Annotated in this window: 24 protein-coding genes; 14 read left to right on the top strand and 10 right to left on the bottom strand. The window is 71.2% G+C overall.

What is annotated here, in order from left to right; all coding sequences use genetic code 11:
- Nucleotides 1–2 precede the first annotated feature (2 nt).
- Together ACO2Q0_RS08660 and ACO2Q0_RS08655 are read right to left on the bottom strand one after the other, a co-directional pair.
- Nucleotides 3–2,819: a [protein-PII] uridylyltransferase gene (locus tag ACO2Q0_RS08660; RefSeq protein ID WP_423351092.1), complete on the bottom strand. Its 2,817-nt coding sequence runs from the start codon at nt 2,817–2,819 to the stop codon at nt 3–5.
- Nucleotides 2,820–2,841: 22 nt separating this feature from the next.
- Nucleotides 2,842–3,792, bottom strand: coding sequence for a glycosyltransferase (locus ACO2Q0_RS08655; RefSeq protein WP_423351091.1), 951 nt, complete (start codon nt 3,790–3,792; stop codon nt 2,842–2,844).
- 58 nt (nt 3,793–3,850) lie between these two features.
- Between ACO2Q0_RS08655 and ACO2Q0_RS08650 the strand changes: the two genes are divergently transcribed.
- A complete protein-coding gene (locus ACO2Q0_RS08650; RefSeq protein ID WP_423351090.1) occupies nt 3,851–4,216 on the top strand; it encodes a hypothetical protein in 366 nt (121 codons plus the stop codon).
- On the opposite strand, the gene mutS is transcribed toward ACO2Q0_RS08650, so the two are convergent.
- On the bottom strand, nt 4,186–6,873 hold the full coding sequence (gene mutS, locus ACO2Q0_RS08645; RefSeq protein ID WP_423351089.1) for a DNA mismatch repair protein MutS: 2,688 nt from the start codon (nt 6,871–6,873) through the stop codon (nt 4,186–4,188). The genes ACO2Q0_RS08650 and mutS overlap by 31 nt on opposite strands.
- A gap of 80 nt (nt 6,874–6,953) precedes the next feature.
- On the opposite strand from mutS, the gene ACO2Q0_RS08640 reads away from it, so the two are divergent.
- Both ACO2Q0_RS08640 and ACO2Q0_RS08635 read left to right on the top strand, forming a co-directional pair.
- The gene (locus ACO2Q0_RS08640; RefSeq protein ID WP_423351088.1) at nt 6,954–7,505 is read left to right on the top strand and encodes a GNAT family N-acetyltransferase; all 552 of its coding nucleotides are present in this window, start codon (nt 6,954–6,956) and stop codon (nt 7,503–7,505) included.
- Between the two features lie 72 nt (nt 7,506–7,577).
- The gene (locus ACO2Q0_RS08635; RefSeq protein ID WP_423351087.1) at nt 7,578–7,982 is read left to right on the top strand and encodes a GFA family protein; all 405 of its coding nucleotides are present in this window, start codon (nt 7,578–7,580) and stop codon (nt 7,980–7,982) included.
- Here the strand turns inward: ACO2Q0_RS08635 and ACO2Q0_RS08630 are convergent.
- Nucleotides 7,979–8,932, bottom strand: coding sequence for an ABC transporter ATP-binding protein (locus ACO2Q0_RS08630; RefSeq protein ID WP_423351086.1), 954 nt, complete (start codon nt 8,930–8,932; stop codon nt 7,979–7,981). The genes ACO2Q0_RS08635 and ACO2Q0_RS08630 overlap by 4 nt on opposite strands.
- A 150-nt stretch (nt 8,933–9,082) precedes the next feature.
- Here ACO2Q0_RS08630 and ACO2Q0_RS08625 point away from each other — a divergent pair, with 150 nt between their 5' ends.
- Nucleotides 9,083–9,331 carry a zinc-finger domain-containing protein gene (locus ACO2Q0_RS08625; protein ID WP_423351589.1) on the top strand — a complete coding sequence of 83 codons (249 nt, stop codon included), beginning with the start codon at nt 9,083–9,085 and terminating at the stop codon, nt 9,329–9,331.
- Nucleotides 9,332–9,371: 40 nt separating this feature from the next.
- Here ACO2Q0_RS08625 and dnaN read toward each other — a convergent pair whose 3' ends face one another.
- The 3 genes from dnaN to hrcA all read right to left on the bottom strand — a co-directional run bounded on the left by dnaN (nt 9,372) and on the right by hrcA (nt 12,320).
- Nucleotides 9,372–10,490, bottom strand: a complete 1,119-nt coding sequence (dnaN, locus tag ACO2Q0_RS08620; protein ID WP_423351085.1) for a DNA polymerase III subunit beta — start codon at nt 10,488–10,490, stop codon at nt 9,372–9,374.
- Nucleotides 10,491–10,615: 125 nt separating this feature from the next.
- Nucleotides 10,616–11,239 carry a nucleotide exchange factor GrpE gene (gene grpE / locus ACO2Q0_RS08615; RefSeq protein ID WP_423351084.1) on the bottom strand — a complete coding sequence of 208 codons (624 nt, stop codon included), beginning with the start codon at nt 11,237–11,239 and terminating at the stop codon, nt 10,616–10,618.
- Between the two features lie 13 nt (nt 11,240–11,252).
- The gene (gene hrcA, locus ACO2Q0_RS08610) at nt 11,253–12,320 is read right to left on the bottom strand and encodes a heat-inducible transcriptional repressor HrcA (protein ID WP_423351083.1); all 1,068 of its coding nucleotides are present in this window, start codon (nt 12,318–12,320) and stop codon (nt 11,253–11,255) included.
- A 109-nt stretch (nt 12,321–12,429) separates the two neighbouring features.
- On the opposite strand from hrcA, the gene rph reads away from it, so the two are divergent.
- Nucleotides 12,430–13,143: a ribonuclease PH gene (gene rph / locus ACO2Q0_RS08605; protein ID WP_423351082.1), complete on the top strand. Its 714-nt coding sequence runs from the start codon at nt 12,430–12,432 to the stop codon at nt 13,141–13,143.
- 27 nt (nt 13,144–13,170) lie between these two features.
- Here the strand turns inward: rph and ACO2Q0_RS08600 are convergent, their stop codons facing one another.
- Nucleotides 13,171–13,407 carry a helix-turn-helix domain-containing protein gene (locus ACO2Q0_RS08600; RefSeq protein ID WP_423351081.1) on the bottom strand — a complete coding sequence of 79 codons (237 nt, stop codon included), beginning with the start codon at nt 13,405–13,407 and terminating at the stop codon, nt 13,171–13,173.
- 1 nt (nt 13,408) lies between these two features.
- Nucleotides 13,409–13,939, bottom strand: a complete 531-nt coding sequence (locus ACO2Q0_RS08595) for a DUF2975 domain-containing protein (protein ID WP_423351588.1) — start codon at nt 13,937–13,939, stop codon at nt 13,409–13,411.
- 390 nt (nt 13,940–14,329) lie between these two features.
- Between ACO2Q0_RS08595 and rdgB the strand changes: the two genes are divergently transcribed.
- The 9 genes from rdgB to ACO2Q0_RS08550 all read left to right on the top strand — a co-directional run bounded on the left by rdgB (nt 14,330) and on the right by ACO2Q0_RS08550 (nt 24,079).
- Nucleotides 14,330–14,929 carry an RdgB/HAM1 family non-canonical purine NTP pyrophosphatase gene (gene rdgB, locus ACO2Q0_RS08590; RefSeq protein WP_423351080.1) on the top strand — a complete coding sequence of 200 codons (600 nt, stop codon included), beginning with the start codon at nt 14,330–14,332 and terminating at the stop codon, nt 14,927–14,929.
- Between the two features lie 26 nt (nt 14,930–14,955).
- The gene (gene hemW, locus ACO2Q0_RS08585) at nt 14,956–16,074 is read left to right on the top strand and encodes a radical SAM family heme chaperone HemW (protein ID WP_423351079.1); all 1,119 of its coding nucleotides are present in this window, start codon (nt 14,956–14,958) and stop codon (nt 16,072–16,074) included.
- Between the two features lie 64 nt (nt 16,075–16,138).
- A complete protein-coding gene (rsmI, locus tag ACO2Q0_RS08580; protein WP_423351078.1) occupies nt 16,139–17,005 on the top strand; it encodes a 16S rRNA (cytidine(1402)-2'-O)-methyltransferase in 867 nt (288 codons plus the stop codon).
- Entirely contained in the window at nt 17,002–17,385 is a 384-nt protein-coding gene (locus ACO2Q0_RS08575) for a YraN family protein (RefSeq protein WP_423351077.1), read from the top strand. The genes rsmI and ACO2Q0_RS08575 overlap by 4 nt, the downstream gene beginning before the upstream one ends.
- 20 nt (nt 17,386–17,405) lie before the next feature.
- Nucleotides 17,406–18,221 carry a transglutaminase family protein gene (locus ACO2Q0_RS08570; protein ID WP_423351076.1) on the top strand — a complete coding sequence of 272 codons (816 nt, stop codon included), beginning with the start codon at nt 17,406–17,408 and terminating at the stop codon, nt 18,219–18,221.
- 66 nt (nt 18,222–18,287) lie between these two features.
- The gene (locus tag ACO2Q0_RS08565) at nt 18,288–19,727 is read left to right on the top strand and encodes an MBOAT family O-acyltransferase (protein ID WP_423351075.1); all 1,440 of its coding nucleotides are present in this window, start codon (nt 18,288–18,290) and stop codon (nt 19,725–19,727) included.
- Complete coding sequence (locus tag ACO2Q0_RS08560) at nt 19,727–21,379, top strand: alginate O-acetyltransferase AlgX-related protein (RefSeq protein ID WP_423351074.1); 1,653 nt, start codon at nt 19,727–19,729, stop codon at nt 21,377–21,379. The genes ACO2Q0_RS08565 and ACO2Q0_RS08560 overlap by 1 nt, the downstream gene beginning before the upstream one ends.
- Nucleotides 21,380–21,437: 58 nt before the next feature.
- Complete coding sequence (gshB, locus tag ACO2Q0_RS08555) at nt 21,438–22,385, top strand: glutathione synthase (protein ID WP_423351073.1); 948 nt, start codon at nt 21,438–21,440, stop codon at nt 22,383–22,385.
- Nucleotides 22,386–22,546: 161 nt separating this feature from the next.
- Nucleotides 22,547–24,079, top strand: coding sequence for a YifB family Mg chelatase-like AAA ATPase (locus ACO2Q0_RS08550; RefSeq protein ID WP_423351072.1), 1,533 nt, complete (start codon nt 22,547–22,549; stop codon nt 24,077–24,079).
- Here ACO2Q0_RS08550 and ACO2Q0_RS08545 read toward each other — a convergent pair.
- Nucleotides 24,031–24,486: a hypothetical protein gene (locus tag ACO2Q0_RS08545; RefSeq protein WP_423351071.1), complete on the bottom strand. Its 456-nt coding sequence runs from the start codon at nt 24,484–24,486 to the stop codon at nt 24,031–24,033. The genes ACO2Q0_RS08550 and ACO2Q0_RS08545 overlap by 49 nt on opposite strands.
- Nucleotides 24,487–24,534: the final 48 nt, after the last annotated feature.

Here is a 24,534-nt window from a genome sequence, read left to right as displayed (position 1 = left end):
CTTTAGCGCGCGATGCTGGCGCGGGCGCGCTGCAAATTGGCGCGGCGATTGTCGCCGCCGTCGGTTTCGGCTTCGGTGAGCGCGCCCAGAAGGGCCGCCTTCAGCGCGTTGCCCTTGCGGGCATCGGTGAGTTTCTGGCCTCCCGCGTCCACCACGTAGAAGGCGTCGACGGCGCGCTCGCCGTAGCCATCGATGTGGGCCGAGAGGATGGACAGGCCCGCGTCCGAGATCCGACGGGCCAGCGCCGCCAGCAGGCCGGGCCGGTCGCGCCCGGAGGCTTCGACCACCGTGGACGTCTCCGACGCCTCGTTGTCGAGCATCACCGTGGGGGTGATGGCGAAGGCGGCCGCGCGGCCCAGGTCCTGGGTTCGGCGAGCCTCGCGCACGTGCGGCTCGCCACGGGCGGCGGCGGCCAGCGCTTCGGCGAGCCGCGGCAGGGCGCGGGGATCGTGGGCGCCGAACGGCGCGCCGGTCGCATCCTGCACATAGAAGACATCCAGCGCCTGGCCCGCGCGGGACGTGAAGACGCGGGCCCCCACGACGTTGGCGCCGGCCGCGGTGATCTCCTCGGCGAGGTCCACGAACAGACGTGGGCGGTCCGCGGCGGCCACGACCACCTCGGCGGCGTTCAGGTCGCTGCGGATCCGCCCCTCGGCGGCGGCGCCGGAGCCGGCGGCTTGCGCCAGCCGCGCATGAATCCGCACCTCGGCCTCGGTGAAGGCGGTGAAATAGGCGTCTTCCATGGCGTCGGCCCAAGGCTCCGCCGCCGGGTCGGCCTTGGCCAAGCCCACGCGCGCGTCGTAGGCGGCGTTCTCCTGATAGCGCTTGAGCGCGGCGGCGGCGTCCGAACCCCGGCCACCGCGGAACACCGCCTCAGTGGCGGTGTAGAGCTCGCGCATGAGCTGGCCCTTCCAGCCGTTCCACACGCCCGGACCGACGGCGCGGATGTCGGCGACGGTCAGCACCAGCAGCAGGCGCAGCCGTTCCGGCGTCTGCACGATACGGGCGAAGTCGGCGACGGTGCGGGGATCGGAGACGTCGCGCTTCTGGGCGTAGTCGCTCATGACCAGGTGATGCTCGACCAGCCAGGCCACGAGTTCGATCTTGGAGCGGTCGAGCCCCAGGCGCTCGCCGGCCTGCCGGGCCGCGCGGGCGCCCGCAACCTCCTGTCCGCCGGCCCCGCCCTTGCCGGTGTCGTGCAGCAGCATCGCCAGGAACAGGGCTTCGCGGTCGGCGATCAGCGGCATGATCTGCACCGCCAGCGGGTGGTCGTCGGCCAGGCGGCCCGCGGCGATGTCGGCGATCACCCCTACGGCCCGCAGCGTGTGCTCATCCACCGTGTACGAGTGGTACATGTTGAACTGCATCTGGGCGACGATCCGGCCCCACTCCGGGATGAACCGGCCCAGGACGCCGGTCTCGTTCATCAGCGCCAGCGTCGTCCGGGGATCGCGACCCCGGGCCAGGATGTCGAGGAACACCTTGGCGGCGTGGCGGTCACGGCGGACCGCCGAGGTGATCAGGCCCGTCGCCCGTGAGGCCGCCGTGAAGGCGTCGGGGTGCAGGTCGAGGTTGCGCTGGTCGGCGATCCTGAACAGCCGCAGCAGGTTGACCGGATCGCGTTCGAACACGTCGGGGTCGACGTCGAGCCGGCCGCCCACCTCGTGGAAACCGGGCTCGTCCAGCGGCTTGCGCTTCACCGATCGCCCCGGGATGAAGCGGCTGATGCCCTTGGGCGCGCTCTTCACCCGATCGGCCTCGAGCTTGGCGGCGAAGACGCGGGTCAGCGACCCCACATCCTTGGCGAACAGGAAGTAGCGCCGCATGAACCGCTCGACGGCGGGCGCGTCGCCGCGGTCGCCGTAGCCCATGCGTCGGGCGATCTCCGGCTGCAGGTCGAAGGTCAGGCGCTCTTCCGGCCGCCCCGTGGCGAAATGCAGGTGGCAGCGCACGGCCCAGAGGAAGTCCAGGGCGCGGATGAAGGTGGAGACCTCACGGCGCTCGAAGATGGCGAGCTGCATCACCTTCTCCAGGCTCTCGCCAGGATGCAGGTACTGGGCGATCCAGAAGAGGGTGTTGAGGTCGCGAAGGCCGCCCTTTCCTTCTTTCACATTGGGCTCGACCATGTAGCGGCTGGCGCCGGCGCGGGCGTGGCGGTCGTCGCGCTCCTTGAGCTTGGCGGCGACGAACTCGGCGCCGGTGCCCTTCACCACCTCCTTGCGGAAGCGTTCGATCAGCTCGTCGGCCAGTTGCTCGTCACCGGTCAGCCGGCGCGCTTCCAGGATCGAGGTGCGGATGGTGAAGTCCTCGCGGGAGAGCTTCACGCACTCGTCGATCGTCCGCGAGGCGTGGCCGACTTTGAAGCCGAGGTCCCACAGCGCGTAGAGCATGTACTCGATGACGCTCTCGGCGTGGGCCGTCTGCTTGTACGGCCGGACGAACAGCAGATCGATGTCCGAGAACGGCGCGAGCGTGCCGCGGCCGTAACCGCCCACCGCCATCAGCGCCAGCCGCTCGCCCTCGGTGGGGTTGCGGGCGCGGAACACGTGGACCGTCGTGAAGTCGTAGAGCGCCGAGACCACCTCATCGGTGACGCCCGACAGCAGGCGGGCGGTCTCGATGCCCCCGGCCCCATTCTCCAGCCGCTCCTTGGCGATCATCCGGCCGCGGAAGAGCGCGCCTTTCAGGATCTCCAGGGCCGCACGCCGCTGGGCGGCCTCGTCGCCGATGTGTTCGAGGGCGGCGGTCGAGAGCTGGCTGCGCAGCTTCACGCCGTCGACGACGTATTCCAGGTGGGTGGGCTTCAGGCGGGGCGGCATGTCGGAGCCTGATATAGGCGTTTCATGAACGCCGCGCTTCCGGCGCGATCCGGGACCAGAAGGATTCTAGGCGAGGCCGGAAGGCTTCGTAGGACCATTCGCGGGCGGTGGCGGCGGCGGCGTCCAGCGTCTGCTCGAGGGCGGGCCCGCCCGCCGCCACGAGATCGGCCGCCTGCGCCAGCGCATCCGCCGCGGCCTCGCAGTCCTCCTCCGGCGCCCAGAAGCCGTTTTGGGGCGTCGCGAAGTCGCCGCCGCCGATCGACCTGAACCCCGCCACGACACAGCCCGAAGCCATCGCCTCGAGCGGGGTCAGGCCCACCGCCTCCTGCCGGCCCAGCGCCAGGAAGAGGGTGGAGGAGCCCATGGCCTCGGCGACCGCCTGCTCGGGTGCGTTCTCCAGCGTGATCCAGGGGAGCCCCGCGTGGCGCGGATGCCGGCGCTGGAAAAGGGAGCGGATCACCATCGCCTCGCCCGGTCGCTTGCGCGGGATGTGCACGACGGCGGGCCGCCGCTCTTGCCGGGGATGGAAGACCCGCTCGTCAGCGAAGCAGTGGACCAGCTCAACGTCGGCCTCCGGATAGTCGCGCCGGATCGCCGCCACGACGCGCGGTCCGACGCCCATGAAGGCGGGGAAACGATCCCGGGGGAAACGGCGCAGCGCTTCATCACCGATCGCCACCAGGTTCAGGTGGCTCTGGCAAAGGATGACCGCCCGGTTCGCCTGGCCGGCCACGTGGCGGATGGCGTTCGGCGCGTCCTCGGGCAGGACCAGCACGTCGTCAGGACGGAACGGCGTGGCGACCTCGACCGGGCAGCGGTGGTCCAGCCAGGCCGGCGCCGTCATCCCCTCATTGAGCCAGAGGACCGCGTCGAAGCCGAGCTCGCACAGCGTCTCGACGTGGCGAAGGATCATCTTCTGCCCGCCGGTGATCTTCCCCCCGGCCGGGAATGCGAGATAGACGATCCGGCTCATCGTCCTCCGAGTAGGAGAGCCGGAGGGCGTCCGCAAGTTTCAGGCGTTTGGCGTAGGCATGAGCAGAGGATCGTATCGGGGCGGCTCCACGCCGGTCGGCTGGAACGCCAACCGCTACGTCTCCCCGTCCCTGACCGGCCGGACCCGCAAGGGCAAGGCGCTGATCAAGGACCTGACGACCCGCACGGCCCAGAGCCGCGCCGAACAGGCCGAGCAGGACGCCCGCGCCCGCAAGCGCCACGGCATCGCCGAGAAGCAGACCGCACGCTTGGGCGCGCCGACGGCCGTCAGCGCCGCAAAGTCCGGTATCGCCGACGAGGCCCGCAAACGGCTGAAGGCGGGCGGGCGCCAGGCCTTCAAGGTGACGGTGGTGCGGCGGAAGCGGGCGAAGCCTCAGCCGCCCAAGAGCCCCTTAAGCCGATAGAGGGCGTCCATCGCCTCGCGCGGGCTCATGCCGTCGACGTCGAGGGCCTGCAGGGTCTCCTCGACCTTGCTGGGGCCGAAGCGGGTTTCCGGCTCGGCGACGGCGGCGAAGAGGGGCAGGTCCTCAAGATGGGCCGGCGCGCCAGCCTCACGCTCCAGGCGCTCCAGCACCTGCTTGGCGCGGGCGACCACGGCCGGCGGCACGCCGGCGAGCTTGGCCACCTGCACCCCGTACGACCGGTCGGCGGGGCCGGGCGCCGCCTCGTGCAGGAAGATGAGGTCGCCGTTCCACTCCTTGGCCTTCAGGGAGAGGTTGGAGACGTAGGCCAGCCGGCCCTCCAGCACGGCGAGCTCGTGGTAGTGGGTGGCGAAGAGCGCCCGGCAGCGGTTGGTCTCGTGCAGCTGCTCGACGCAGGCCCAGGCGATGGCGAGGCCGTCGTAGGTGGCGGTGCCCCGCCCGATCTCGTCGAGGATGACGAGGCTCCGGGGCGTGGCCTGGGTCAGGATGGCGGCGGTCTCGACCATCTCCAGCATGAAGGTGGAGCGGCCGCGGGCTAGGTCGTCGCCGGCGCCCACGCGGCTGAACAGGCGATCGACGACGCCGATGCGCAGGCGCTTGGCCGGGACGAAGCAGCCAGCCTGGGCCAGCACGGCGAGCAACGCGTTCTGGCGCAGGAAGGTCGACTTACCGGCCATGTTCGGACCGGTGACGATGGAGAGCCGGGCCGAGACGACGCCCGCCCCGTCGAGGCGGCAGTCGTTGGGCGTGAAGGCCTCGCCGGCGCGGCGGACGGCGGCCTCGACGACGGGGTGCCGGGCGGCCTCGGCCTCGAAGGCGGTGGAGCGGTCGACCACCGGACGGCTCGCGCCCACGTCCTCGGCCCATTCGGCGAGACCGGAGGCGACGTCGAGGCGGGCGGCGGCCTCGGCGGCGGCCTGAACCTCGGCGGCGACGGCGATGGCGGCGCTCCGCCACGCCTCAAAGGTGTCGACTTCGATGGCCAGCGCCCGCTCGGCGGCCTGGGCGATCCTGGCGTCCAGCTCGGCGAGCTCGACCGTGGTGAAGCGGACCTGGTTGGCCAGGGTCTGGCGGTGGATGAAGGTCGCGTTCAGCGGCGCCTGCGTCAGCGGCTCGGCCGCCTTGGCGGTGGTCTCGACGAAGTAGCCGAGGACCGCATTGTGGCGGACCTTCAGTGCGACGCCGCTCTCCTCGGCGAGGCGGGCTTCGAGCGCGGCGATGACGCGGCGGCTGTCGTCGCGCAGCGCGCGCGCCTGGTCGAGCTCCGCGCGGATGCCGTCGGCCACGAAGCCGCCGTCGCGGGCCAGCGCCGGCAGGTCCGGGCCGAGGCCCGCGACCAGCAGGTCGCGGAAATCGGCCAGGGCCGGGCGCCTGGCGAGATCCAGGGCCTCCACGGCCTGAGCGATCTCGGCCGGCACCTCGACCAGCGGATTGGTCTTGGCGAAGAGGCCCGCCACCGCGTCGGCGGTCGCAAGCCCGTCGCGCAGGGCGCCGAGGTCGCGAGGCCCGCCGCGGCCGAGCGCCAGGCGGGAGAGCCCCCGGGCCATGTCGGGCAGGCGCTGCAGGCATTCGCGAAGCTTCTGCCGCGTGGGCCGGGACTCGCAGAACCAGGCCACCGCATCCAGGCGGGCGTCGATGGCGGCAGGATCCAGCAGCGGCCGGGCCAGGCGCGAGGCCAGCAGGCGGGCCCCCGGCGCCGTGACGGTGCGGTCGATGGCGGCCAGCAGCGAGCCGTCGCGGGCGCCGGACTGAGCGCGCTCGATCTCGAGGCTGTTCCGGGTCGCCGGGTCGATGACCATGACATCGGCCTCGCCCGCGCGGCGGGGCGCCGACAGGGCCGGGACCTTGCCGGCCTGGGTGGTTTCCAGGTGAGCGGCGATGAGGCCCAGAGCGGAGACTTCGGCGCCGGAGAGCTGGCCGAAGCCGTCGAGGGTCTCGACACCGTAGAGCCGCTTCAGCCGGGTCTCGGAGGCGGAGGGCTCGGCCAGCGCCGAGGGCAGCGGCTGGACGAAGCCGCCGGCCGCCTTCAGCGCGGCGTTCACGCCCTCGTCCGAGAACAGCCGGTCGGGGACGAGAATCTCGGAGGGGCCGAGCGCGGCGAGCGTGGAGGCAAGGCCCGAGAGCGTGACGGCCATGCACTCCACCTCGCCGGTGGAGAGCTCGACGCTGGCGACGGCGGCGGCGCCGGCGCGCACGGCGATGGCGGCGAGGCGATTGGCGCCGCGGGCGTCCAGCAGGCCGTCCTCGGTGAGCGTGCCGGGCGTGACGACGCGGACCACGTCGCGGCGGACCACCGACTTCGAGCCGCGCTTCTTGGCCTCGGCCGGATCCTCGAGCTGTTCGCACAGCGCGACCTTGAAACCGGCCCGGACCAGCTTAGCGAGGTAGGCCTCCATGGCATGCGCCGGGACGCCGGCCATCGGGATCGGCTGGCCTGCATGCTGGCCGCGGGCGGTGAGCGTGATGCCGAGGGCGGCGGCCGCCTTCTGCGCGTCCTCGAAGAACAGCTCGTAGAAGTCGCCCATGCGGAAGAAGACGAGCGCGTCCGGTTGGCGGGCCTTGGCGTCGAAGAACTGCGCCATCACCGGCGAGGCGCCGGCGGCGGGATCGGGGACGGCGGTGGGCGACTGGGCGTTCATGGGTCGCGCGGACGTTAACGGGTCGGCTTGAGTCCCGCGACCCCTTGAACCCCCGCGGAAGAACGCCAAGCTGTGGATTGATGCCGCAGCCCGCGCTCGCGCCGACCTATCTGATCTTCCCGCCCGGCCCCGCGGACGCCGAGGCCATGGCCCGTGTCCACGTCACGAGCTGGCGCGAGACCTACAAGGGCCTGCTGCCCGACGCCTATCTGGCGCGGATGAGCGAGCCGGAGTTCGCCCGCCGGTTCCGCTGGTCGCTGGATCGGCAGCCGGGCGTGACCCTGGCCGCGGCCGACCGCTTCGGCCTCGTGGGCTACGCCTCGGGCGCGCCGTCGTCGCGGCGGCAGCACCCCGGCGAGGGTGAGATCGTCGTGCTCTACCTCGTTCGCGCCGCGCAGAACCGCGGCGTGGGGCGGCGGCTGCTGACCGAGACGGCCCGTGCGCTGGCGGCGCAGGGCGCGACCTCGCTGATGATCTCGGTGCTGCGCGAGAACTTCGCGGCGCGGGGCTTCTACGAGCACCTGGGCGGCGTGGCCGAGCCAGCCCGGGAAGAGATCGGCCCCGGCGGCGCAACGGTGCACGAGGTCGCGTACCGGTGGGCGGATATCCGAACCGTCTTCTCCGCCCGCTAGGGAGCGAAGCCTGCTGACAGACTGCTGTCAGCAGGGCCGTGAAATGGTGCGTCCACACACGGAGGACGAGCCATGCTGAAGACGTTCCACGGGAGCTGCCACTGCGGCGCGGTGAAGTTCCAGGCCGAGATCGACCTCGCCGCCGGCACGGGCAAATGCAACTGCTCGATCTGCACGAAGACGCGGGCCTGGAACGTCTCGATCAAGCCTGACGCCTTCAGGCTTCTGCAGGGCGAGGACGCCTTGTCGGACTATGAGTTCGGCACCCACCAGGTGCATCACCTGTTCTGCCGGACCTGTGGGGTGCGGCCGTTCGGCCGCGGACACATCGCCGAGATGGGCGGCGACTTCGTCGCGATCAATCTGGGCGCGCTCGACGATGCCGACCCCGCGGAGCTTGCCGAGGCGCCGGTGCGGTATTCCAACGGCCGCGACAATGCCTGGTGGGACGCGCCGGCCGAGACGCGACACCTCTAGACAGCCCCGGCTTCCTCCGCCGCGTAGGTCAGCGAGACGAAGACGTCTTCCAGATCGGGATCTTCGGTGGAGATGTCCTTGATGTGCAGTCCGGCGGCGCGGACGGCGGCCAGCACCTGTTCCACGCTGGACTGGCCGGTGCGGTAGCTGACCGAGAAGCCACCGGCCTTCGTGAGTTTGGTCTCAAAGCCGGGCAGCGACGGCGCGGCCGACAGCGGCTCCTCGGGTGTCACCAGGACCTTGCGGGTGTCCATCCGGCGCAGCAGCGTCGTCGTGGGCTCGCAGGCCACCACCTGGCCGCGGTTGACGATGGCGATCTGGTCGCAGAGCTCCTGGGCCTCTTCCAGGTAGTGGGTCGTGAGAACGATGGTCACGCCCTTGCGGTTCAGTTCCAGCACATAGTTCCAGAGCTGGCGGCGCAGCTCGACATCGACGCCCGCGGTGGGCTCGTCGAGGATCAGAACCGGCGGATTGTGGACCATGGCCTTGGCCACCATCAGCCGGCGCTTCATGCCGCCCGAGAGCTGGCGGACATAGGCCCCCGCCTTGTCGGCGAGCCCCAGCGCCGCCAGCAGCTCGTCGGTGCGGCGCTCGGACTTCGGCACCGCGTACATCCCGGCGGCCACCTCCAGCGCCTCGCGCGGGGTGAAGAACGGGTCGGCGGCGATCTCCTGGGGCACCACCCCGATGGCGGCGCGGGCGTCGCGCGGCCGCTGGTCGATGTCGCGGCCCCAGATCGAGACCGTGCCTGAGGTCTTCTTCGTCAGGCCGGCCAGGATGTTGATGAAGGTGGACTTGCCCGCGCCGTTGGGGCCGAGCAGCCCGAAGATCGAGCCCCGGGGGATGGCCAGGTCGATCCCCTTGAGCGCCCGCATCTCGGGCGTGGTCTTGGTGGCGGCGTAGGTCTTGACCACGCCCTTGGCCTCGATGGCGTATTCCGGAAGGTCCATGATCACCTGTCGTTGACGGCGAAAGCCGCGGTCGCATACCTAGGCGCGCGCTGCGGCTCCGCCAAGCAGCGGCCGTATTGAGGTTCGATTCCGATGGCCCGCAAACTCGTGTCCGCCAAGTCCGCCAAGGCGCAGAAGCAGCCGGAGCCGATGCCGGCCAAGCCGGCGGTGACGCCCGATCTGCCGGCGCCCGAGACGATCACCGTCCGGTCGGGCCGTGTGGCCTGCGACGGCGTCGGCGGCGCTCTGGGCCATCCGCGCGTCTGGCTGGAGATGGGCGAGGCGAGCTTCGTCGAATGTCCCTACTGCGACCGCCGCTTCGTGCTCGCGGCGGGCTCCGAGGGTCCGGAAGACGAGCGCCTGGCGCCCGGCGTCTACGAGGGTCCGCACGGGCACTGAGCCGAGGGGGATCCCTCCTCGCAAGGAGGGATCGACGCACCTAAACCCTGAGCGGCATCAGGATGTACTGAACGTCGGCGTCGGCCGGATCCAGCACGAGGGCGGGATCGTTCGGGCCGCCGAAGCGCAGCTCGGCCTGCTCGCCCGAGATCTGGTCGGTGATGTCGAGCAGGTAGCGGGCGTTGAACGACAGCTCGAAGGGCTCGCCGTCGTAGTCGATCTCGAGCTCTTCCACCGCCTGGCCGGCTTCCATGTTGCGGACGGTCAGGATTACCCGGCCCGACTCGATGGCCATGCGCACGCTGCGGCTCTTCTCGGCCGAGATGGTGGCGACGCGGTCGACAGCCTGGGCGAACAGCTTGGCGTCGACCATGACCGTGCGGTTGTTGTCCTTGGGGATGACGCGCGCGTAGTCGGGGAAGTTGCCGTCGATGACCTTGGAGGTCAGCGCGGCGCCGCCCAGCTCGAAGCGGATCTTCTGCGGGCTGACCTGCAGCTCGACGCTCTCGCCGGCGTCTTCCAGCAGGCGGCGGGCCTCGGCCACGGTCTTGCGGGGCACGATGACGCCGGGGGCGCCGGCCGAACCCTCGGGCGCGGGCATGTCGGCCAGCGCGAGGCGCGAGCCGTCGGTGGCCACGGCGCGCAGACGCGGGCTGCCGTCGATCACCACCGTGTGGAGATAGAGACCGTTCAGATAGTAGCGGGTCTCCTCCGCCGAGATGGCGAAGCGGGTCTTGTCGATCAGCCGGATCAGGTCGTTGACGTCCACGCCGACCGAGCCGCCGAAGCCCTCGGACGACATCACCGGGAAGTCGCCGGCCGGCAGGACCGGCAGGTTGAAGCGCGAGCGGCCGGCCTGGACCGTCAGGCGGGGGTCCTCGCCCGTGAAGCTGAGCGAGACGTCGGCGCCTTCCGGCAGCTTGCGGACGATCTCGTAGAGGGTGTGGGCCGGCGCGGTGATCTGGCCCGGCTGGTCCACCTGCGCCATCGCCTCGTCGACGATCTCCATGTCGAGGTCGGTGGCCGAGAACGTCAGGCGGTCGCGTTCGGCCGACAACAGCACGTTCGACAGGATCGGAATGGTGTTGCGGCGCTCCACCGCGCTCTGCACGTGGCCCAGGGCCCGGAGCAGCGCGGCGCGTTCGATCGTCAGCTTCATTCTTAGGTCCCGGCTCGCCTTTTCAGGGCCGGCGGCGAATCACCCGCGCCGGCCCCTAACCCCGAAAGGAAGGGACTTGCGACATTAGCCAAAATCCCCCTCGGGGGAAGGGGCCGGGACGCGGTTTAGGCGCGGGTATCCACAGACCCGCCCGCATCGCCGTCTTCGTTGGCGGCGTAGGGGTTCGGCTGGCCATCGCCGCCGCCCCCTTGCGACCCGCCGCCGGCGCCCTTCGCGGCGACCACGACCATGGCCGGGCGCACCAGGCGGCCCAGCAATTCATAGCCGGCCTGCAGCACCTGGATCACGCCGCCGGGAGCCACGTCGGTCCCGGGCTGCTCCATCATCGCCTGGTGCTTGTGGGGGTCGAACTTCTCGCCCTTGGCCGGGTCGATCTTCTTCAGTCCGTTGCGCTCGAAGGCGCCCAGCAGCTCCTTGGCCGTCATCTCGACGCCGACGACGAAGTTCTTCACCGGGGCGTCGGGGTGATCCGCCGGCGAGGCCGTCATGGCCCGGTCGAGGTTGTCGGCCACACCCAGCAGGTCGCGGGCGAACTTCTGGATGGCGTAGGCGCGAGCATCGTTGGCCTCGCGCTCGGCGCGCCGCCGGGTGTTCTCGGCCTCGGCCGCGTAGCGGAGCACCTGGTCCTTCAGCGCCTGGTTCTCGGCCTTCAGCGCCTCGAGCTCGGCGACGTCGAAATCGAAGCCGTCGGAGCCGTTGGTTTCGGGCGAGGTGTTGTCTTCGGACATGTCCTACCTGGTCTTATGCGTTCATCACCTGGCCAAGCACGCGGGCGGTGTAATCCACCAACGGGATGACCCGGGCATAGTTCAACCGGGTGGGGCCGATCACGCCGATCGCGCCGACCACCCGTTGCGACCCCGTCATATAGGGCGCCGCGATCACGGCGGAACCGGAAAGCGAGAACAGCCGGGTCTCGGCGCCGATGAAGATGCGCACGCCCTGGCCGTCGCGGACGCCGTCCAGCAGCTGGATCAGCTGTTCCTTCTGTTCCAGGTCCTCGAAGAGCGAGCGGACGCGCTCGAGGTCCTCGATGGCCTCGGCGTCCTCCAGCAGGTTGGCGCGGCCGCGGACGATGAGGGCGCGCTCGTCGTCCTCGCCGCCGCCCCAGGCCGCCAGTCCGTCCTCCACCAGCCGGGCCGCGGTCTCGTCGAGTTCGCGCCGGGCGCGGTCCAGATCGGCGCGCAGGTCGACCTTGGCCTCGGCAAGGGTGCGGCCGCGCAGGCGGGCGTTGAGGAAGTTGGACGCCTCCTGCAGGGCTGACGGCGTGACGCCCATCGGGCGGCGGATCAGCCGGTTCTCCACCGTGCCGTCGTCGAAGACCATGATGGCCAGCGTGCGCTCCCCCGACAGCGGCACGAACTCCACGTGGGTGACGCCGGCCTCGCGGACCGGGGTGACGACGACGCCCGCGCCTCCTGCAAGACCGGAGAGGATCTTGGAGGCCTCGTTCAGCGCGTCCTCGTAGTTGCGGCCGTGCGCCATCAGGCGGGCTTCGATGTTGCGCCGCTCGTCCTCGCCGACGTCGCCCACCTCCAGCAGGCCGTCGACGAACAGGCGCAGCCCCGCGTGCGTCGGCAGGCGGCCGGCGCTGATGTGCGGGGCGCCCAGCAGGCCGAGCTGGGTCAGGTCCTGCATGGTGTTGCGGATGGACGCCGGCGAAAGCGGCAGGCCGCCCTTGGAGAGGGTGCGCGAGCCGACCGGCTCGCCCGTCTCCAGATAGCTCTCGACGATGCGCCGGAAGATTTCGCGGGCGCGTTCGTCCAGTTCGGTCAGCGTCGGCCCGCGGGCGAGGAACGGATTTGTCACGTCGGCGTGCGATGCGGGTTGCGGCGCCCATGGACGGCGCCTCTCAGGTTTAGGATAAGCGCGGCCTCCATCGGCGCAAGGCGCCGAAGCCATTCCGGAAGTTCCCGCCATGCGCCCGTCCGAACGCACGCCCGACCTGCTCCGCGCCGTCACGCTGGAAACGAACGTCACGCGCTATGCCGAGGGCTCGTGCCTGGTGAGCTTCGGCCACACCAAGGTGCTGGTGACGGCGAGCCTGGAAGAAGGCGTGCCGGGCTTCCTGCGCGGCAAGGGCCAAGGCTGGGTGACGGCCGAATACGGCATGCTGCCGCGGGCGACCCACACCCGGGGGCGACGCGAGGCGGCGGCCGGCAAGCAGTCGGGGCGGACGCAGGAGATCCAGCGGTTGATCGGCCGGTCGCTGCGGGCGGTCACCGACCTGAAGGCGCTGGGCGAGCGCCAGATCACCGTCGACTGCGACGTGCTGCAGGCCGACGGCGGCACGCGGACGGCCTCGATCACCGGAGCCTGGGTCGCGCTCCGACTGGCGACGAAATACCTGCTGGACGAAGGCGTGATCGCGAAAGACCCGATCCTCGACCAAGTGGCGGCGATCTCGTGCGGCGTGTTCGCCGGGACGCCGGTGCTGGACCTCGACTACGAGGAGGACTCGAACGCCGAGGCGGACGCCAACTTCGTGCTCACCGGCAACGGAGACATCGTCGAGGTGCAGGCGACCGGCGAGAAGCGCGGCTTCTCGCAGGCCGAGTTCGACGCCCTGTTCAGCCTGGCCCGCAAGGGCATCGGCGAGCTGTGCGAGCTGCAGCGGGCGGCGGTGGGCTAACTTGCCCCTCGCCGCTCGGCCCCCCGGTCACTCCGGCTCGTCGTCGGGCGGATCGTCGGGGCCGGCCTCGTAGACCAGGATGTCGCCCGGCTGGCAGTCCAGCTCGCGACACAGCGCGGCGAGCGTCGAAAAGCGCACGGCGCGGGCCTTGCCGGTCTTCAGGATCGACAGGTTGGCGATGGTGACGCCGACGCGGTCGGCGAGCTCGGTGAGCGACATGCGCCGGTCGAGCAGGACTCGGTCGAGATTGACGCGGATCGGCATGTCAGATGGTCAGCTCGGCTTCGCGGCGCAGGCGCGCGCCCTCGCGGAACACCTCGGCCAGCACGAAGACCACCAGGACAGAGAACCAGGCGGTGAGGCTGAAGTTGGGCTCCACGTCGGTGACGCCCGGCAGCACCCAGGCTCCCACGGCCCAGAGCGCGTACCGGCCGAGCTCCAGCGCCGCCAGGATCAGGCCGATCAGGCGCAGGCGCGCGATGTTGTCGGGATGGAAAGGATCGCCCGCGGTCAGCGTGGCGAAGATGCGGCGCAGGCAGCCCACGATCACGAGGACGCCGGCGAGATAGACGGCCAGGGCGGCGAGCCCCGTGGCGAGGACGGGTCCGCGACGGACCACTTCGCCGGCCTCGGAGTCGAGCGTGACGCCGGCCAGCAGGTCGGGATTGAAGCTCAGCAGCACGGCGGCGAGCGTGATGACGGCGACCGCCGCCAGAAGCACCCACAGGATGACGAAGACGACGTCCAGGATGATCTTCAGGAAGCTGGAAACCGAGCCCGGACCCAAGGCGCGCATGGCGTGGAACATCCCCGTTGCTTCTCGTCCGGACCCGCTCAGGCCGGCCTTCGGGCGGCGGCCGGAGCGGATCTGACGAACCCCATGCGCCGAGCCTAGAATTGAGCGGCGGCGATGGCCAGCATCGGGACGGCGCCCAGCACGACGGCGAAGGTCATGGCGGTGCGGTCGACGAAGGACATGACGTTGGCGAACATCGGAACTCTCCTGTCTGAGTAATGCTGCGTTGCAGCATCGTGGGTGGATAGGACACGCTTACTTGTCGTGATTATCGATACGCCCGCATCGTTTTTCGATCACGTGAATAGGGCGTAACCTTATTAAACTTTCGCAATGCAGCACGGCGGGGGCGCGCTATGGTCCGCCGCGCGTAAAGACGGAGTTAAGCGGATGGCCCTGCGACTGGAGCCCGGGACCCGGCTGGTGGTGGCGACCCACAACCCGGGCAAGGTGAAGGAACTGGCCGAGATCCTCGAAGGACGCTTCGAGCTGGTGACCGCGGGCGAACTCGGCCTGCCCGAGCCGGACGAGACGGAGACCACCTTCGTCGGCAACGCGCTGCTGAAGGCCCGGCACGCCGCCGAGGCCTCGGGCCTGGTGGCGCTCGCCGACGACAGCGGCCTGTCGGTCACGGCGCTGGACGGCGCGCCCGGCATCCATTCCGCGCGCTGGGCGGGGCCGTCCAAGGACTTCTCGCTGGCCATGAGGAAGGTCGAGGAGCGGCTGGAGGAGGCCGGCTCGGAGGACGTCTCGGCCTGGTTCACCTCGGCGCTTGCGGTGGCCTGGCCCGGCGGACCGGCCGTGGTCGTCGAAGGCCGCATCGATGGGACCCTCGTATTCCCGCCGCGTGGCGACAGGGGCTTCGGCTACGACCCGATCTTCGTCCCTGAGGGCATGGACCAGACCTTTGGCGAGCTGGAGCCGGCGGTGAAGGACGGGATGAGCCACCGGGCACGGGCCTTCGCCAAGCTGAAGGCGGCGCTGTTGTGACGAACCGCCCGCCCCAAGGGATTCCCTTGGGCGTCTATGTCCACTGGCCCTACTGCGCGCGGATCTGCCCGTACTGCGACTTCAACGTCTACAAGGCCCGCGGCCGCGAGGCGGAGGCGGCCGAGTTGGCCCGCGCGATCGTGCGCGACCTCGAGGCGCAGGCCGAACTGACCGGGCCGCGCGAACTGGTCTCCGTGTTCTTCGGCGGGGGTACGCCGTCGCTGATGGACCCGGACTGGACCGGCGAGATCGTGGCCGCCGCACGCCGGCTCTGGATCCCCGCGGCCGACTTGGAGATCAGCCTGGAGGCCAATCCGACCGACGCCGAGGCCGACCGCTTCCAAGGCTTTCGGGACGCCGGCGTGAACCGGCTGTCGCTAGGGCTGCAATCGCTGGACGATGGGGCGCTGAAGCTGCTGGGCCGCAACCATGACGCGGCCGAGGGGCGCCGGGCCGCCGAGACCGCGGCGGGGATTTTTCCCAGGCTGTCGGTGGACCTGATCTACGCCCGGCCTGACCAGACGCCGCAGGCGTGGGCGGACGAGTTGCGCGCCGCCGTCGACCTGGGCGCCGAGCATGTCTCGCCCTACCAGCTCACCATCGAGGACGGCACCGCCTTCGATCGGGCCGTGCGCCGCGGCCTGCTGGTCCCGCCCGCCGAGGAGCCGGCGGCGGAACTCTACGAGACCACGCAGGCGGTGCTCGAGGCGGCGGGCTTCGAGGCCTACGAGGTCTCCAACCATGCGCGCGGCGAGGCCGCCCGCTCGCGGCACAACCTCGTCTACTGGCGCGGCCAGGACTACGTCGGCGCAGGCCCCGGCGCGCACGGGCGCATCACGACGCCCGAGGGCCGGCTCGCCACCACCGCCGCCGACCGGCCGGCCGACTACATCGCGGGTCGGACCAACCGCGAGCTCCTGACCGCCCAGGACGTGGCCGAGGAGCGGCTGCTGGGCGGGCTGCGGGTCGGCGAAGGGGTGGCGTTCGAGGAGGTGGCGGCGCTGGGCCTCACACCCGATAGCCCGATCGTGCGCCGCCTGGTCGAGCTGGCGCTGCTGGCCGACGACGCTCAACGTCTGCGGGCCACGCCGGCCGGCGGGCGTGTGCTGGACAGCCTGACGACCGCCCTCGCGACGGAGGCCTAGTCCCGGGCGCACACTCCAGCGATGCGGCTTGCCATCAGGGCCCGGAGCGGCGAAGCCTCGATCCATGGCCCGCGCGCTGCCCCCGCCGACCCTCAATGACGCCCCGCTCGCGCCCGGCCTCTACGTCGTGGCGACGCCGATCGGGAACCTGCGGGACATCACCCTCCGGGCACTGGACGTCCTGGCCCAGGCCGACCTGGTGCTGGCCGAGGACACCCGTGTCTCGGCCAAGCTGCTGCAGGCGTTCGGCCTCTCGGCGAAGCTGGAACGCTGCGACGAACACGGCGAGGGCCGCGCGACGCCGCGGGCGTTGAGCGTGCTGGCCGATGGCGGCCGGGTGGCCCTGGTTTCCGACGCCGGCACGCCGCTGGTGTCGGATCCCGGCTACCGCGTGGTGCGCGAGGCGGCGCAGGCGGGCTTCCCCGTGATCCCGATCCCCGGCGCGTCCGCCTTGCTGGCCGGACTGGCCGCCTCGGGCCTGCCGACCGACCGCTTCCTGTTCGCGGGCTTCCCGCCGCCAAAGTCCGCCGCGCGGAAGACCTTCCTGGCCGAGATCGCAGGCGTGCGGGCGACGCTGGTGTTCTTCGAGGGCGGCTCGAGGCTGGCCGACAGCCTGGCGGACATGGCTGAGGTCCTCGGCCCTGAGCGCGAGGCGGTGGTCTGCCGCGAACTGACCAAGCTGTACGAGACGATCGTGCGCGGGCGACTGGCCGAGCTGGCCGCCGATCCGCAGTTCGAAGCCCCGCGCGGCGAGCTGGTGGTTCTGGTGGGGCCGGGCCGCGAGGCGGAGGCCACCGCCGCCGACGCCGACGCGGCCTTGACCGAGGCGCTCGGCCGGCTGAAGCCCGCCGACGCCGCGGCCGAGGTGGCCAAGGCGCTGGGCCTTCCGCGCCGCGACCTCTACCGCCGGGCGCTGGAGCTGAAACGGTGAGCGGCCGCCTCGCCGAACGCGGCGCGCGGGGCGCCGCCGCCCGCGTCTCCGGCCGGCGGGGAGAGGTCGTCGCGGCGCTGTGGCTGATGCTCAGAGGCTACCGCATCCTCGGCTTCCGGCTGAAGACGCCGCAGGCCGAGATCGACCTGCTCGCCGTCCGCGGGACCGTTCTGGCGGTGGTGGAGGTCAAGCGACGGGCCAGCCTCGAGGCCGCGCTCGACGCCGTCCGGCACGACCAGCGGGACCGTCTGCGCCGGGCCGGCGCAACCCTGGCCGCGCGGCGGCCGGGGCTCAAAGGTGCGTCGGTTCGCCTCGACCTTCTGGCCCTCGCGCCGGGACGACTTCCTATGCATATTCCCGACGCCTGGAAGGGCGCCTGAGGATTCTAGTTTCACCACGGATGGACCGCGAAGAGGCCGAGACGATCCTGCTGGAGGCAGGCGCCGCCCCCGAGGGCGAGTTCCCGCTGCTGGAGGCGGCGATCGCCTGCGCGGTGCATGAGGATCCCGCGCGCGATCCGGGCGTGGCGCGCGACCTTGCCCAGGCGGGCGTCCAGCGTCTGACCGAGCGGCTGAAGCGGGAAAGCGCCGAGGAGGCGCTGGCCGAAAGCATGGCGGGCGACCTGCGGCTGAGCGGGGACCTGTTCGCCACCGAAGGCCTGGGCAACGCCGACATCATCACCGTCGCCGAGACCCGGCGCGGCCTGGCGGTCACCCTGGGGATCTTCTACCTGCACGCCGCCCGCCGCTGCGGCCTGACGGTGCAGGGCGTCGACTTCCCAGGCCATTTCCTGCTGCGCATCGAAACCGAGGAGGGGCCGCTCGCGCTGGACCCGTTCTCGGAGGGCCGCGTGGTGCTGCCGTCCGAGCTGACGCGGCGGGCGCTGCACGCCGGCCTGACCCCGAACGTCGCCGACCGGCTCGACCGGCTGATGGCGCCGGTGAGCGACCGGGCCGTCCTGATGCGGCTGCAGAACATCATCTTCGCCCGCGCCAGCGCGGTCCGCGATTATCCCCGCGCCGAGCGCGCCGCCCTGCGCCGGGCGCTGCTCGATCCCGCTGACCACCGGCCGTGGCTGGACGTCGCCGCCGCCCGCGAGGGCCAGGGCGCACTGACCGGCGCGCTGGAGGCGCTGCAGCGGGCAAGCTCCATCGACGGCGGCGCGGCGCTGGCGGCCCGGGCGCATCGCGAGCGGGTCAGGCTCCGTCTCAACTAACCTTGCCGTAGGAGACGGCGGCCACCATCCTGACCGCGATTCGGGAGCGGGGCGCGGCAACGGCGGATGGTCTTCAGCTCCGTCATCTTCATCTTCTACTTCCTGCCGCTGTTTCTGCTCGGCTACTACCTGAGCGGCTGGCGGACGGGCGCTCTGCTGGCCGGAAGCGCCGTCTTCTACACCTGGGGCGAGGGTCCCTACGTCTTCCTGCTGCTGGGCCTGATCGGCCTGAACTATCTCGGCGCCCGCTGGCTGGACGGGCTGGCCGAGCCGGGCCGCCGCAGGCTGGCTCTGGGCGGCCTGATCGCCATCGACCTCTCGGTGCTGGGCTGGTTCAAGTACGCAGGCTTCGTCGCGGCCAACCTCAACGGGCTGCTGCCGGGCGATCCGCTGCCGGCCATCGACCCGCGCCTGCCGCTCGGCATCAGCTTCTTCACCTTCCAGCTGATCAGCTACCTGTTCGACGTTCACCGCAGACAGGTCGAGGTGGAACGCGACCTGACCCGGTTCGCCGCCTACATCCTGATGTTCCCGCACCTGATCGCGGGTCCGATCGTCCGCTTCGCCCACATCCGCGACGAGTTGCACGCCGACCGGCGCAAGACCGGGCGGACGGGGCTGGGCATCCAGTACTTCATCGTCGGCCTCTGCCAGAAGGTGCTGATCGCCAACTCTGTGGCCCCGCTGGCCGACCACGCGTTTGGCCTGTCGCCCGGCGCGCTGGACGCCGGAACCGCATGGCTGGGCATGCTGGCCTACACGCTGCAGATCTACTTCGATTTCTGCGGCTATTCGAACATGGCGATCGGCCTGGCTTTCATGCTGGGCTTCACCTTCCCGAAGAACTTCGACTACCCGTACATGGCGCGCTCGGTGACGGAGTTCTGGCGGCGCTGGCACATCTCACTGTCGTCGTGGTTCCGGGACTACGTCTACATCCCGCTGGGCGGAAACCGCGGCGGGCGCTGGAAGACGGTGCGCAACCTGCTGGTCGTCTTCCTGCTCACCGGCTTCTGGCACGGCGCGGCGTGGAACTTCGTGGTCTGGGGCCTCTTTCACGGAGGCTTCCTGCTGGTCGAGCGGTTCGGCGTCGGCCGGCTGCTGGAGCGGCTGCCCCGCGTGGTCGCCACCGCCTACACCCTGCTAGCGGTGATGGCCGGCTGGGTGCTGTTCCGCGACGAGAGCCTTTCGCAGGCGCTGGGCTACTGGCGCGCGCTTGTGGATCCGACCGGCTTCACCGTCCTGCCGCTCGCCACCCAGGTGGCGCTGGACAACCAGGTGCTGGCGGCGCTGGCGCTGGGCTGCGTCTTCGCCTACCCGGCCCTGCCCTGGGCCATGAAGCGCCTCGGCGCGCCAAGGCTCGAGGCCTCGACCACCCTGGAAGCCCGCCTCGACACCCAGGGCGTCCACGTGCTGGCCACGCCGCTGCTGATCGCGGGCCTGGTGCTCTCGGTCGCTTTCCTGGCGGGCTCCAGCCTCAACCCCTTCCTGTACTTCCGGTTCTGATGGCCCGGTCCCTCCGCGCACATTGGATCGGGCTGATGGGAGCGAGCGCCGCCGTGCTGGCCGCCGGCTTCCTGGCGCCGAGGCTCGCGCCCGCGCCCGACCTCGCCGAGAACCGCGCCCCGGCCCCAGCGCCCGAGCTGAAGGCGTCATGGCGGGCGTTGCGCGAGTATCCGCAGGCGGCGGACGCCTGGGTGGCGGACCACTTCCCGGCCCGACCGCACCTGATCGGGGGCCTCAACTTCCTCCGCGCCAAGCTGGGCGTCAGCGGCTCGGAGAAGGTGATCGTCGGCCGCGACGGCTGGCTGTTCTTCGACAACGGCACGCACCTGGGCTCGGCCCGCAACGACCCGGCCTACACCGACGCCCAGGCGGGCCAATGGCTGGCGGGACTGGCCGGCCGGACCGAGGCGCTCCGGGCCCGCGGCGCGACCTATCTCGTCGTGGCGGCTCCCGACAAGGAGACGGTCTATCCCGAGCTCGGGCCCCGCTGGTTCAAGGGGCCGAACCTGAACCGCCCGGCCGAGCTGCTGCCGGCGCTGGCGGCCAGTTCCCAGGCGGGTGAGGTGCTCTACCTGCACGAAGCGCTGGAGCAGCCGACCCGCTGGGGCCTGAAGACCTACACGCCGAACGACACCCACTGGACGGGTCTCGGCGCCTATTACGGCTATGCCGCCGTGATGCGTCGGCTGCAGGCCTTGGGCGTGGCCGAGGGGCCGCGGCCGCTGGACGACTTCGTCGAGGTCCGCGAGCGCGACCCGAACAAGCCCAGGAATCTCGCCCTGATGCTGGGCGTCGCGAGCTTCGTGAACGTCGACTACCCCGAGCTCGCCGATCCGGCCGCCGAGGACCGGCTGCGCGTCACGTGGCTCACGCCCTCCCAGGACTGGACCCAGCCGCGGGTGATCGACACCGGCCAAGCGGGCAAGCCCGTGCTGCTGATGACGATGGACTCGTTCTCCAACGCCTTCCTGCCGTTCTTCTATTCGCACTTCAGCCGCATCGTGCTGGCGCACAATCAGGACGGCCCGTGGCGCGACGACCTCATCGAGCGCTACCAGCCCGACGTGGTCATCCTGGAGGTGGTGGAGAACGGGCTGCCGCTGGTGATGGCCCCGGCGCCGGAGGCCAGCCTGACCGCCCGGCAGCGCATCGCCGCGGCCCTGGACCTGCCGCATCGCGTGCCCGCCGAATACGAGGTCGCCCGGGTGCGGCCCCGCGGCCCGATGCCGACCATCACCGGCGGTCCTGGACCAGACCTCCTGCGGGGCGGCCCGCGCGCGGAGATCATCCTGGGCCGGCAGGGGCCCGACACCGTCGACGGCGGCGACGGCGACGACATCATCCGCACGGGCGCCGGCGGCGACAGGATCGACGCCGGTCCGGGCGCCGACTGGATCAGCGGCGACAAGGGCGACGACGTGCTGCGCGGCGGGCGGGGGCCGGACATCTTCGTCACGCGAGCCGACGTCGGGACCGACCACGTGCTGGACTTCTCCGCCGCCGAGGGAGACCGCGTCGTCGTGGAGCCGGGCGTGCCCTATGAGGTGCGCCAGGAGGGCCCCGATGCGGTGATCGTCACGCCGGGCGGGCGGCTGGTGCTGGTCGGGGTCCGTGCGGACACGCTGCCGACGGACGCCGTCGGCCGACGCTAGCGCGCGACGTGCGCAGCGCCTATGTCGCTGACCTGAGCCGTTCAGCCCGAGGAAGCGCATGTCTCTGAAAGTCGCCGTCCAGATGGATCCCATCGAGGGCGTGAACATCGAGGGCGACACGACCTTCCTGATGATGGAGACGGCCCAGGCGCGGGGCCATTCGCTGTTCGTCTACACCACCGACAAGCTGGCGATGGAGGACGGCCGGGTGTTCGCCCGCGGCCGCGACGTGCAGGTGCAGCGGGTGGCCGGCGGCCACGCGACGCTGGGCCCCTGGCGCCGGACCGAGCTGACCGAGTTCGACGTGGTCCTGCTCCGCCAGGACCCGCCCTTCGACATGCACTACATCGACACCACCTTCTTCCTGGAAGCGATCCATCCGCGGGTGCTGGTGGTGAACGATCCGCGCGAGGTGCGGAACGCACCCGAGAAGCTGTTCGTGACGAAGTTCCCCGGCCTGCAGCCGCCGACGCTGATCACCCAGGACCGGGACGCGATCTACGATTTCCGGACCCGCCACGGCGATATCGTCATGAAGCCGCTGAACGGCCGCGGCGGTTCGGGCGTGACCCGACACCTGGCCGACGACCCCAACATCGACGCCATGCTGGAGCTGCACGCCCAGATCGGCCGCGAACCGGTGATCGTGCAGAAGTTCCTGCCGTCCGTGACCAGGGGCGACAAGCGCATCCTGATCGTCGACGGCGAGCCCGTGGGGGCGATCAACCGGGTGCCGGAGAAGGGCCAGATCCGCTCCAACCTGGCCGTCGGCGGCAAGGCCGAGCCGGTGGAGCTGACCGCCCGCGACCGCGAGATCTGCGCGACCATCGGGCCGGAGCTGAAGGCCCGCGGCCTGGTCTTCGTCGGCATCGATGTGATCGGCGACTATCTCACCGAGATCAACGTCACCTCGCCCACGGGCGCGGTGGCCCTGAAGCGGTTCACCGGCGTCGACGCCTCCGAGGTGATGTGGACGCGGATCGAGGCGCTCCGGAAAGGCGCTTAGCGCACCACGTTCGGCGAGCGCATCAAAAGGCGCCTGCAAGTCGCCGTATCCTTTAGGTTTCCCGAAAAGTTCCTTTTCTGTTCTTGATCCAGGCCACGCTTCATGCTGTGGTTTGTGGATAAGTCTGGCTTGACCACAACAGCTTGGGGCTGGGGACGAGGATGGCGGCGCGCGTGGTGACCCTGGCGTTTTCGGGCGTGGAGGCCGTCCGCGTCGACGTCCAGGTTCAGTTCACCGGCGGGGCGGTGGCGTTCATCGTCGTGGGCCTGGGCGACAAGGCGGTGGCCGAGAGTCGCGAGCGGGTGGTCGCCGCCTTCGCGGGCATGGGCCTGGCGATGCCTGGCCGTCGGATCATCGCCAATCTAGCGCCCGCCGACCTGCCGAAGATGGGCAGTCACTACGACCTGCCGATCGCGTTGGCGGTCATGGCTGCCATGGGCGTGATCCCGCCCGACGCGCTGGAGGGCTGGGCGGCGATGGGCGAGCTGTCGCTGGACGGCCGGATCGCGCCCGTCGCGGGCGCCCTGCCCGCGGCTATGGCGGCGGGCGCGCAGGGACTGGGCCTGATCTGTCCCGAGGCGTGCGGGCCCGAGGCGGCCTGGGCCGGCGAGACCCGCGTGCTGGCGGCGCCCTCGCTGATCGCGCTGGTGAACCACTTCCGCGGAACCCAGATCCTGGCGCCGCCGAAGCCCGGGCCGATGCTTGACGACGAGCGCACGCCGGACCTGCGCGACGTGAAGGGCCAGGAGAACGCCAAGCGGGCCCTGGAGATCGCCGCCGCCGGCGGCCACAACCTGCTATTCTCCGGCCCGCCCGGCTCGGGCAAGTCGATGATGGCCGCCAGGCTGCCGGGTCTGCTGCCGCCGCTGACGTCCGAGGAGCTGCTCGAGACGTCGATGATCCATTCGGTGGCGGGCCTGATCGCCAAGGGCCAGCTCACCCGCGCGCGGCCGTTCCGCAACCCGCACCACTCGGCCAGCATGGCGGCGCTGACGGGCGGCGGCCTGAAGGCCAAGCCCGGCGAGGTCAGCCTGGCGCACAACGGCGTCCTCTTCCTCGACGAGCTGCCGGAGTTCGGCGCCCAGGCGCTGGACAGCCTGCGCCAGCCGCTGGAGACCGGCGAGGTGGTGGTGGCCCGCGCCAACGCCCACGTGCGCTATCCGGCGCGGTTCCAGCTGGTGGCGGCGATGAACCCCTGCCGCTGCGGCCAGGGCGGCCCCGGACGTGGCGCGTGCGGCCGGGCGCCGCGCTGCCAGACCGACTACCAGGGGCGGATCTCAGGGCCGCTGATGGACCGCATCGACCTGCAGGTGGAGGTCCCGCCAGTGACCGCCGCCGACCTCGCCCTGCCGGGGCCCACAGAGGGCACGGCCGAGGCCGCGTCGCGGGTGAGCGGGGCGCGGGCCTTGCAGGCGGAGCGCGCCCAGCGGCTTGGCGGGGCGGCGCTGAACGCGCAGGCCGATGGCGACTTCCTGCAGGCCGCCGCGGCGCTGGACGACCCGGCGCGGGCGCTGCTCACGCGGGCGGCTGAGGCGGGCGGCCTGTCGGCGAGGGGCTGGACGCGGACCCTGCGGCTCGCCCGCACGATCGCCGATCTGGAAGGCTCCGAGTCGGTGCGACGCGTCCACGTCGCCGAGGCGCTGATCTACCGCCGCGTGGCGGTTGCGGGCGCCCCGGCGCCGGCCTGGGCGTAGCGCGGCGAAGTCCAGGCGCCGTAGGCGATGGTGGCGAGCAGCAGATAGCCCCAGATGATCCCGGCGGTGAGGTAGGCCCAGCCGCCGACCGTCGGATCGACCATGCGCGCGATATGGGTGACCACCGACAGCAGGTGGAAGCCCGCGGCGAACAGAGGCCAGTAGCGGGCGCTGCGCAACGCGATCCAGACGAATACCGCGAGCGCGCCGATGTCCACGACCAGCACGCCCCATTCGGTTTCCAGGCCTTGGTAGCGGAACATGATCTTGCTGAGCAGCCAGCCGATCAGCACCGTATTCGCCGCCAGCCGCTCGTCCGGGCCGCCACGACACATCGCGACGGCGAACATCGCCAGGGTGGCGAGGGTCCACGGCAGGTGGGCGAGCGAGAAGAACTGGGAAAACAAAAGGGCCCTCGGTCTTGCCGAGGGCCCACAATGGCAAAAACTTCGGAG

Source organism: Phenylobacterium sp. VNQ135 (assembly GCF_049445735.1).
Classification (GTDB): Bacteria; Pseudomonadota; Alphaproteobacteria; order Caulobacterales; family Caulobacteraceae; genus Phenylobacterium.
The sequence above is the reverse complement of the archived record's forward strand: the minus strand, read 5'-3'. Positions and strand labels throughout refer to the sequence as shown.

What these genes read in the sequence shown, in the direction of transcription:
- ACO2Q0_RS08565 (WP_423351075.1), top strand. Translation starts at nt 18,288, where the DNA reads ATGGTCTTCAGCTCCGTCATCTTCATCTTCTACTTCCTGCCGCTGTTT.
- ACO2Q0_RS08570 (WP_423351076.1), top strand. Translation starts at nt 17,406, where the DNA reads ATGGACCGCGAAGAGGCCGAGACGATCCTGCTGGAGGCAGGCGCCGCC.
- ACO2Q0_RS08550 (WP_423351072.1), top strand. Translation starts at nt 22,547, where the DNA reads ATGGCGGCGCGCGTGGTGACCCTGGCGTTTTCGGGCGTGGAGGCCGTC.
- ACO2Q0_RS08600 (WP_423351081.1), bottom strand. Translation starts at nt 13,407, where the DNA reads ATGCCGATCCGCGTCAATCTCGACCGAGTCCTGCTCGACCGGCGCATG.
- dnaN (WP_423351085.1), bottom strand. Translation starts at nt 10,490, where the DNA reads ATGAAGCTGACGATCGAACGCGCCGCGCTGCTCCGGGCCCTGGGCCAC.
- ACO2Q0_RS08640 (WP_423351088.1), top strand. Translation starts at nt 6,954, where the DNA reads ATGCCGCAGCCCGCGCTCGCGCCGACCTATCTGATCTTCCCGCCCGGC.
- rsmI (WP_423351078.1), top strand. Translation starts at nt 16,139, where the DNA reads ATGGCCCGCGCGCTGCCCCCGCCGACCCTCAATGACGCCCCGCTCGCG.
- ACO2Q0_RS08625 (WP_423351589.1), top strand. Translation starts at nt 9,083, where the DNA reads ATGCCGGCCAAGCCGGCGGTGACGCCCGATCTGCCGGCGCCCGAGACG.
- ACO2Q0_RS08630 (WP_423351086.1), bottom strand. Translation starts at nt 8,932, where the DNA reads ATGGACCTTCCGGAATACGCCATCGAGGCCAAGGGCGTGGTCAAGACC.
- mutS (WP_423351089.1), bottom strand. Translation starts at nt 6,873, where the DNA reads ATGAACGCCCAGTCGCCCACCGCCGTCCCCGATCCCGCCGCCGGCGCC.
- rdgB (WP_423351080.1), top strand. Translation starts at nt 14,330, where the DNA reads ATGGCCCTGCGACTGGAGCCCGGGACCCGGCTGGTGGTGGCGACCCAC.
- ACO2Q0_RS08650 (WP_423351090.1), top strand. Translation starts at nt 3,851, where the DNA reads ATGAGCAGAGGATCGTATCGGGGCGGCTCCACGCCGGTCGGCTGGAAC.
- ACO2Q0_RS08660 (WP_423351092.1), bottom strand. Translation starts at nt 2,819, where the DNA reads ATGCCGCCCCGCCTGAAGCCCACCCACCTGGAATACGTCGTCGACGGC.
- gshB (WP_423351073.1), top strand. Translation starts at nt 21,438, where the DNA reads ATGTCTCTGAAAGTCGCCGTCCAGATGGATCCCATCGAGGGCGTGAAC.
- rph (WP_423351082.1), top strand. Translation starts at nt 12,430, where the DNA reads ATGCGCCCGTCCGAACGCACGCCCGACCTGCTCCGCGCCGTCACGCTG.
- ACO2Q0_RS08560 (WP_423351074.1), top strand. Translation starts at nt 19,727, where the DNA reads ATGGCCCGGTCCCTCCGCGCACATTGGATCGGGCTGATGGGAGCGAGC.
- ACO2Q0_RS08655 (WP_423351091.1), bottom strand. Translation starts at nt 3,792, where the DNA reads ATGAGCCGGATCGTCTATCTCGCATTCCCGGCCGGGGGGAAGATCACC.
- grpE (WP_423351084.1), bottom strand. Translation starts at nt 11,239, where the DNA reads ATGTCCGAAGACAACACCTCGCCCGAAACCAACGGCTCCGACGGCTTC.
- ACO2Q0_RS08635 (WP_423351087.1), top strand. Translation starts at nt 7,578, where the DNA reads ATGCTGAAGACGTTCCACGGGAGCTGCCACTGCGGCGCGGTGAAGTTC.
- ACO2Q0_RS08595 (WP_423351588.1), bottom strand. Translation starts at nt 13,939, where the DNA reads ATGCGCGCCTTGGGTCCGGGCTCGGTTTCCAGCTTCCTGAAGATCATC.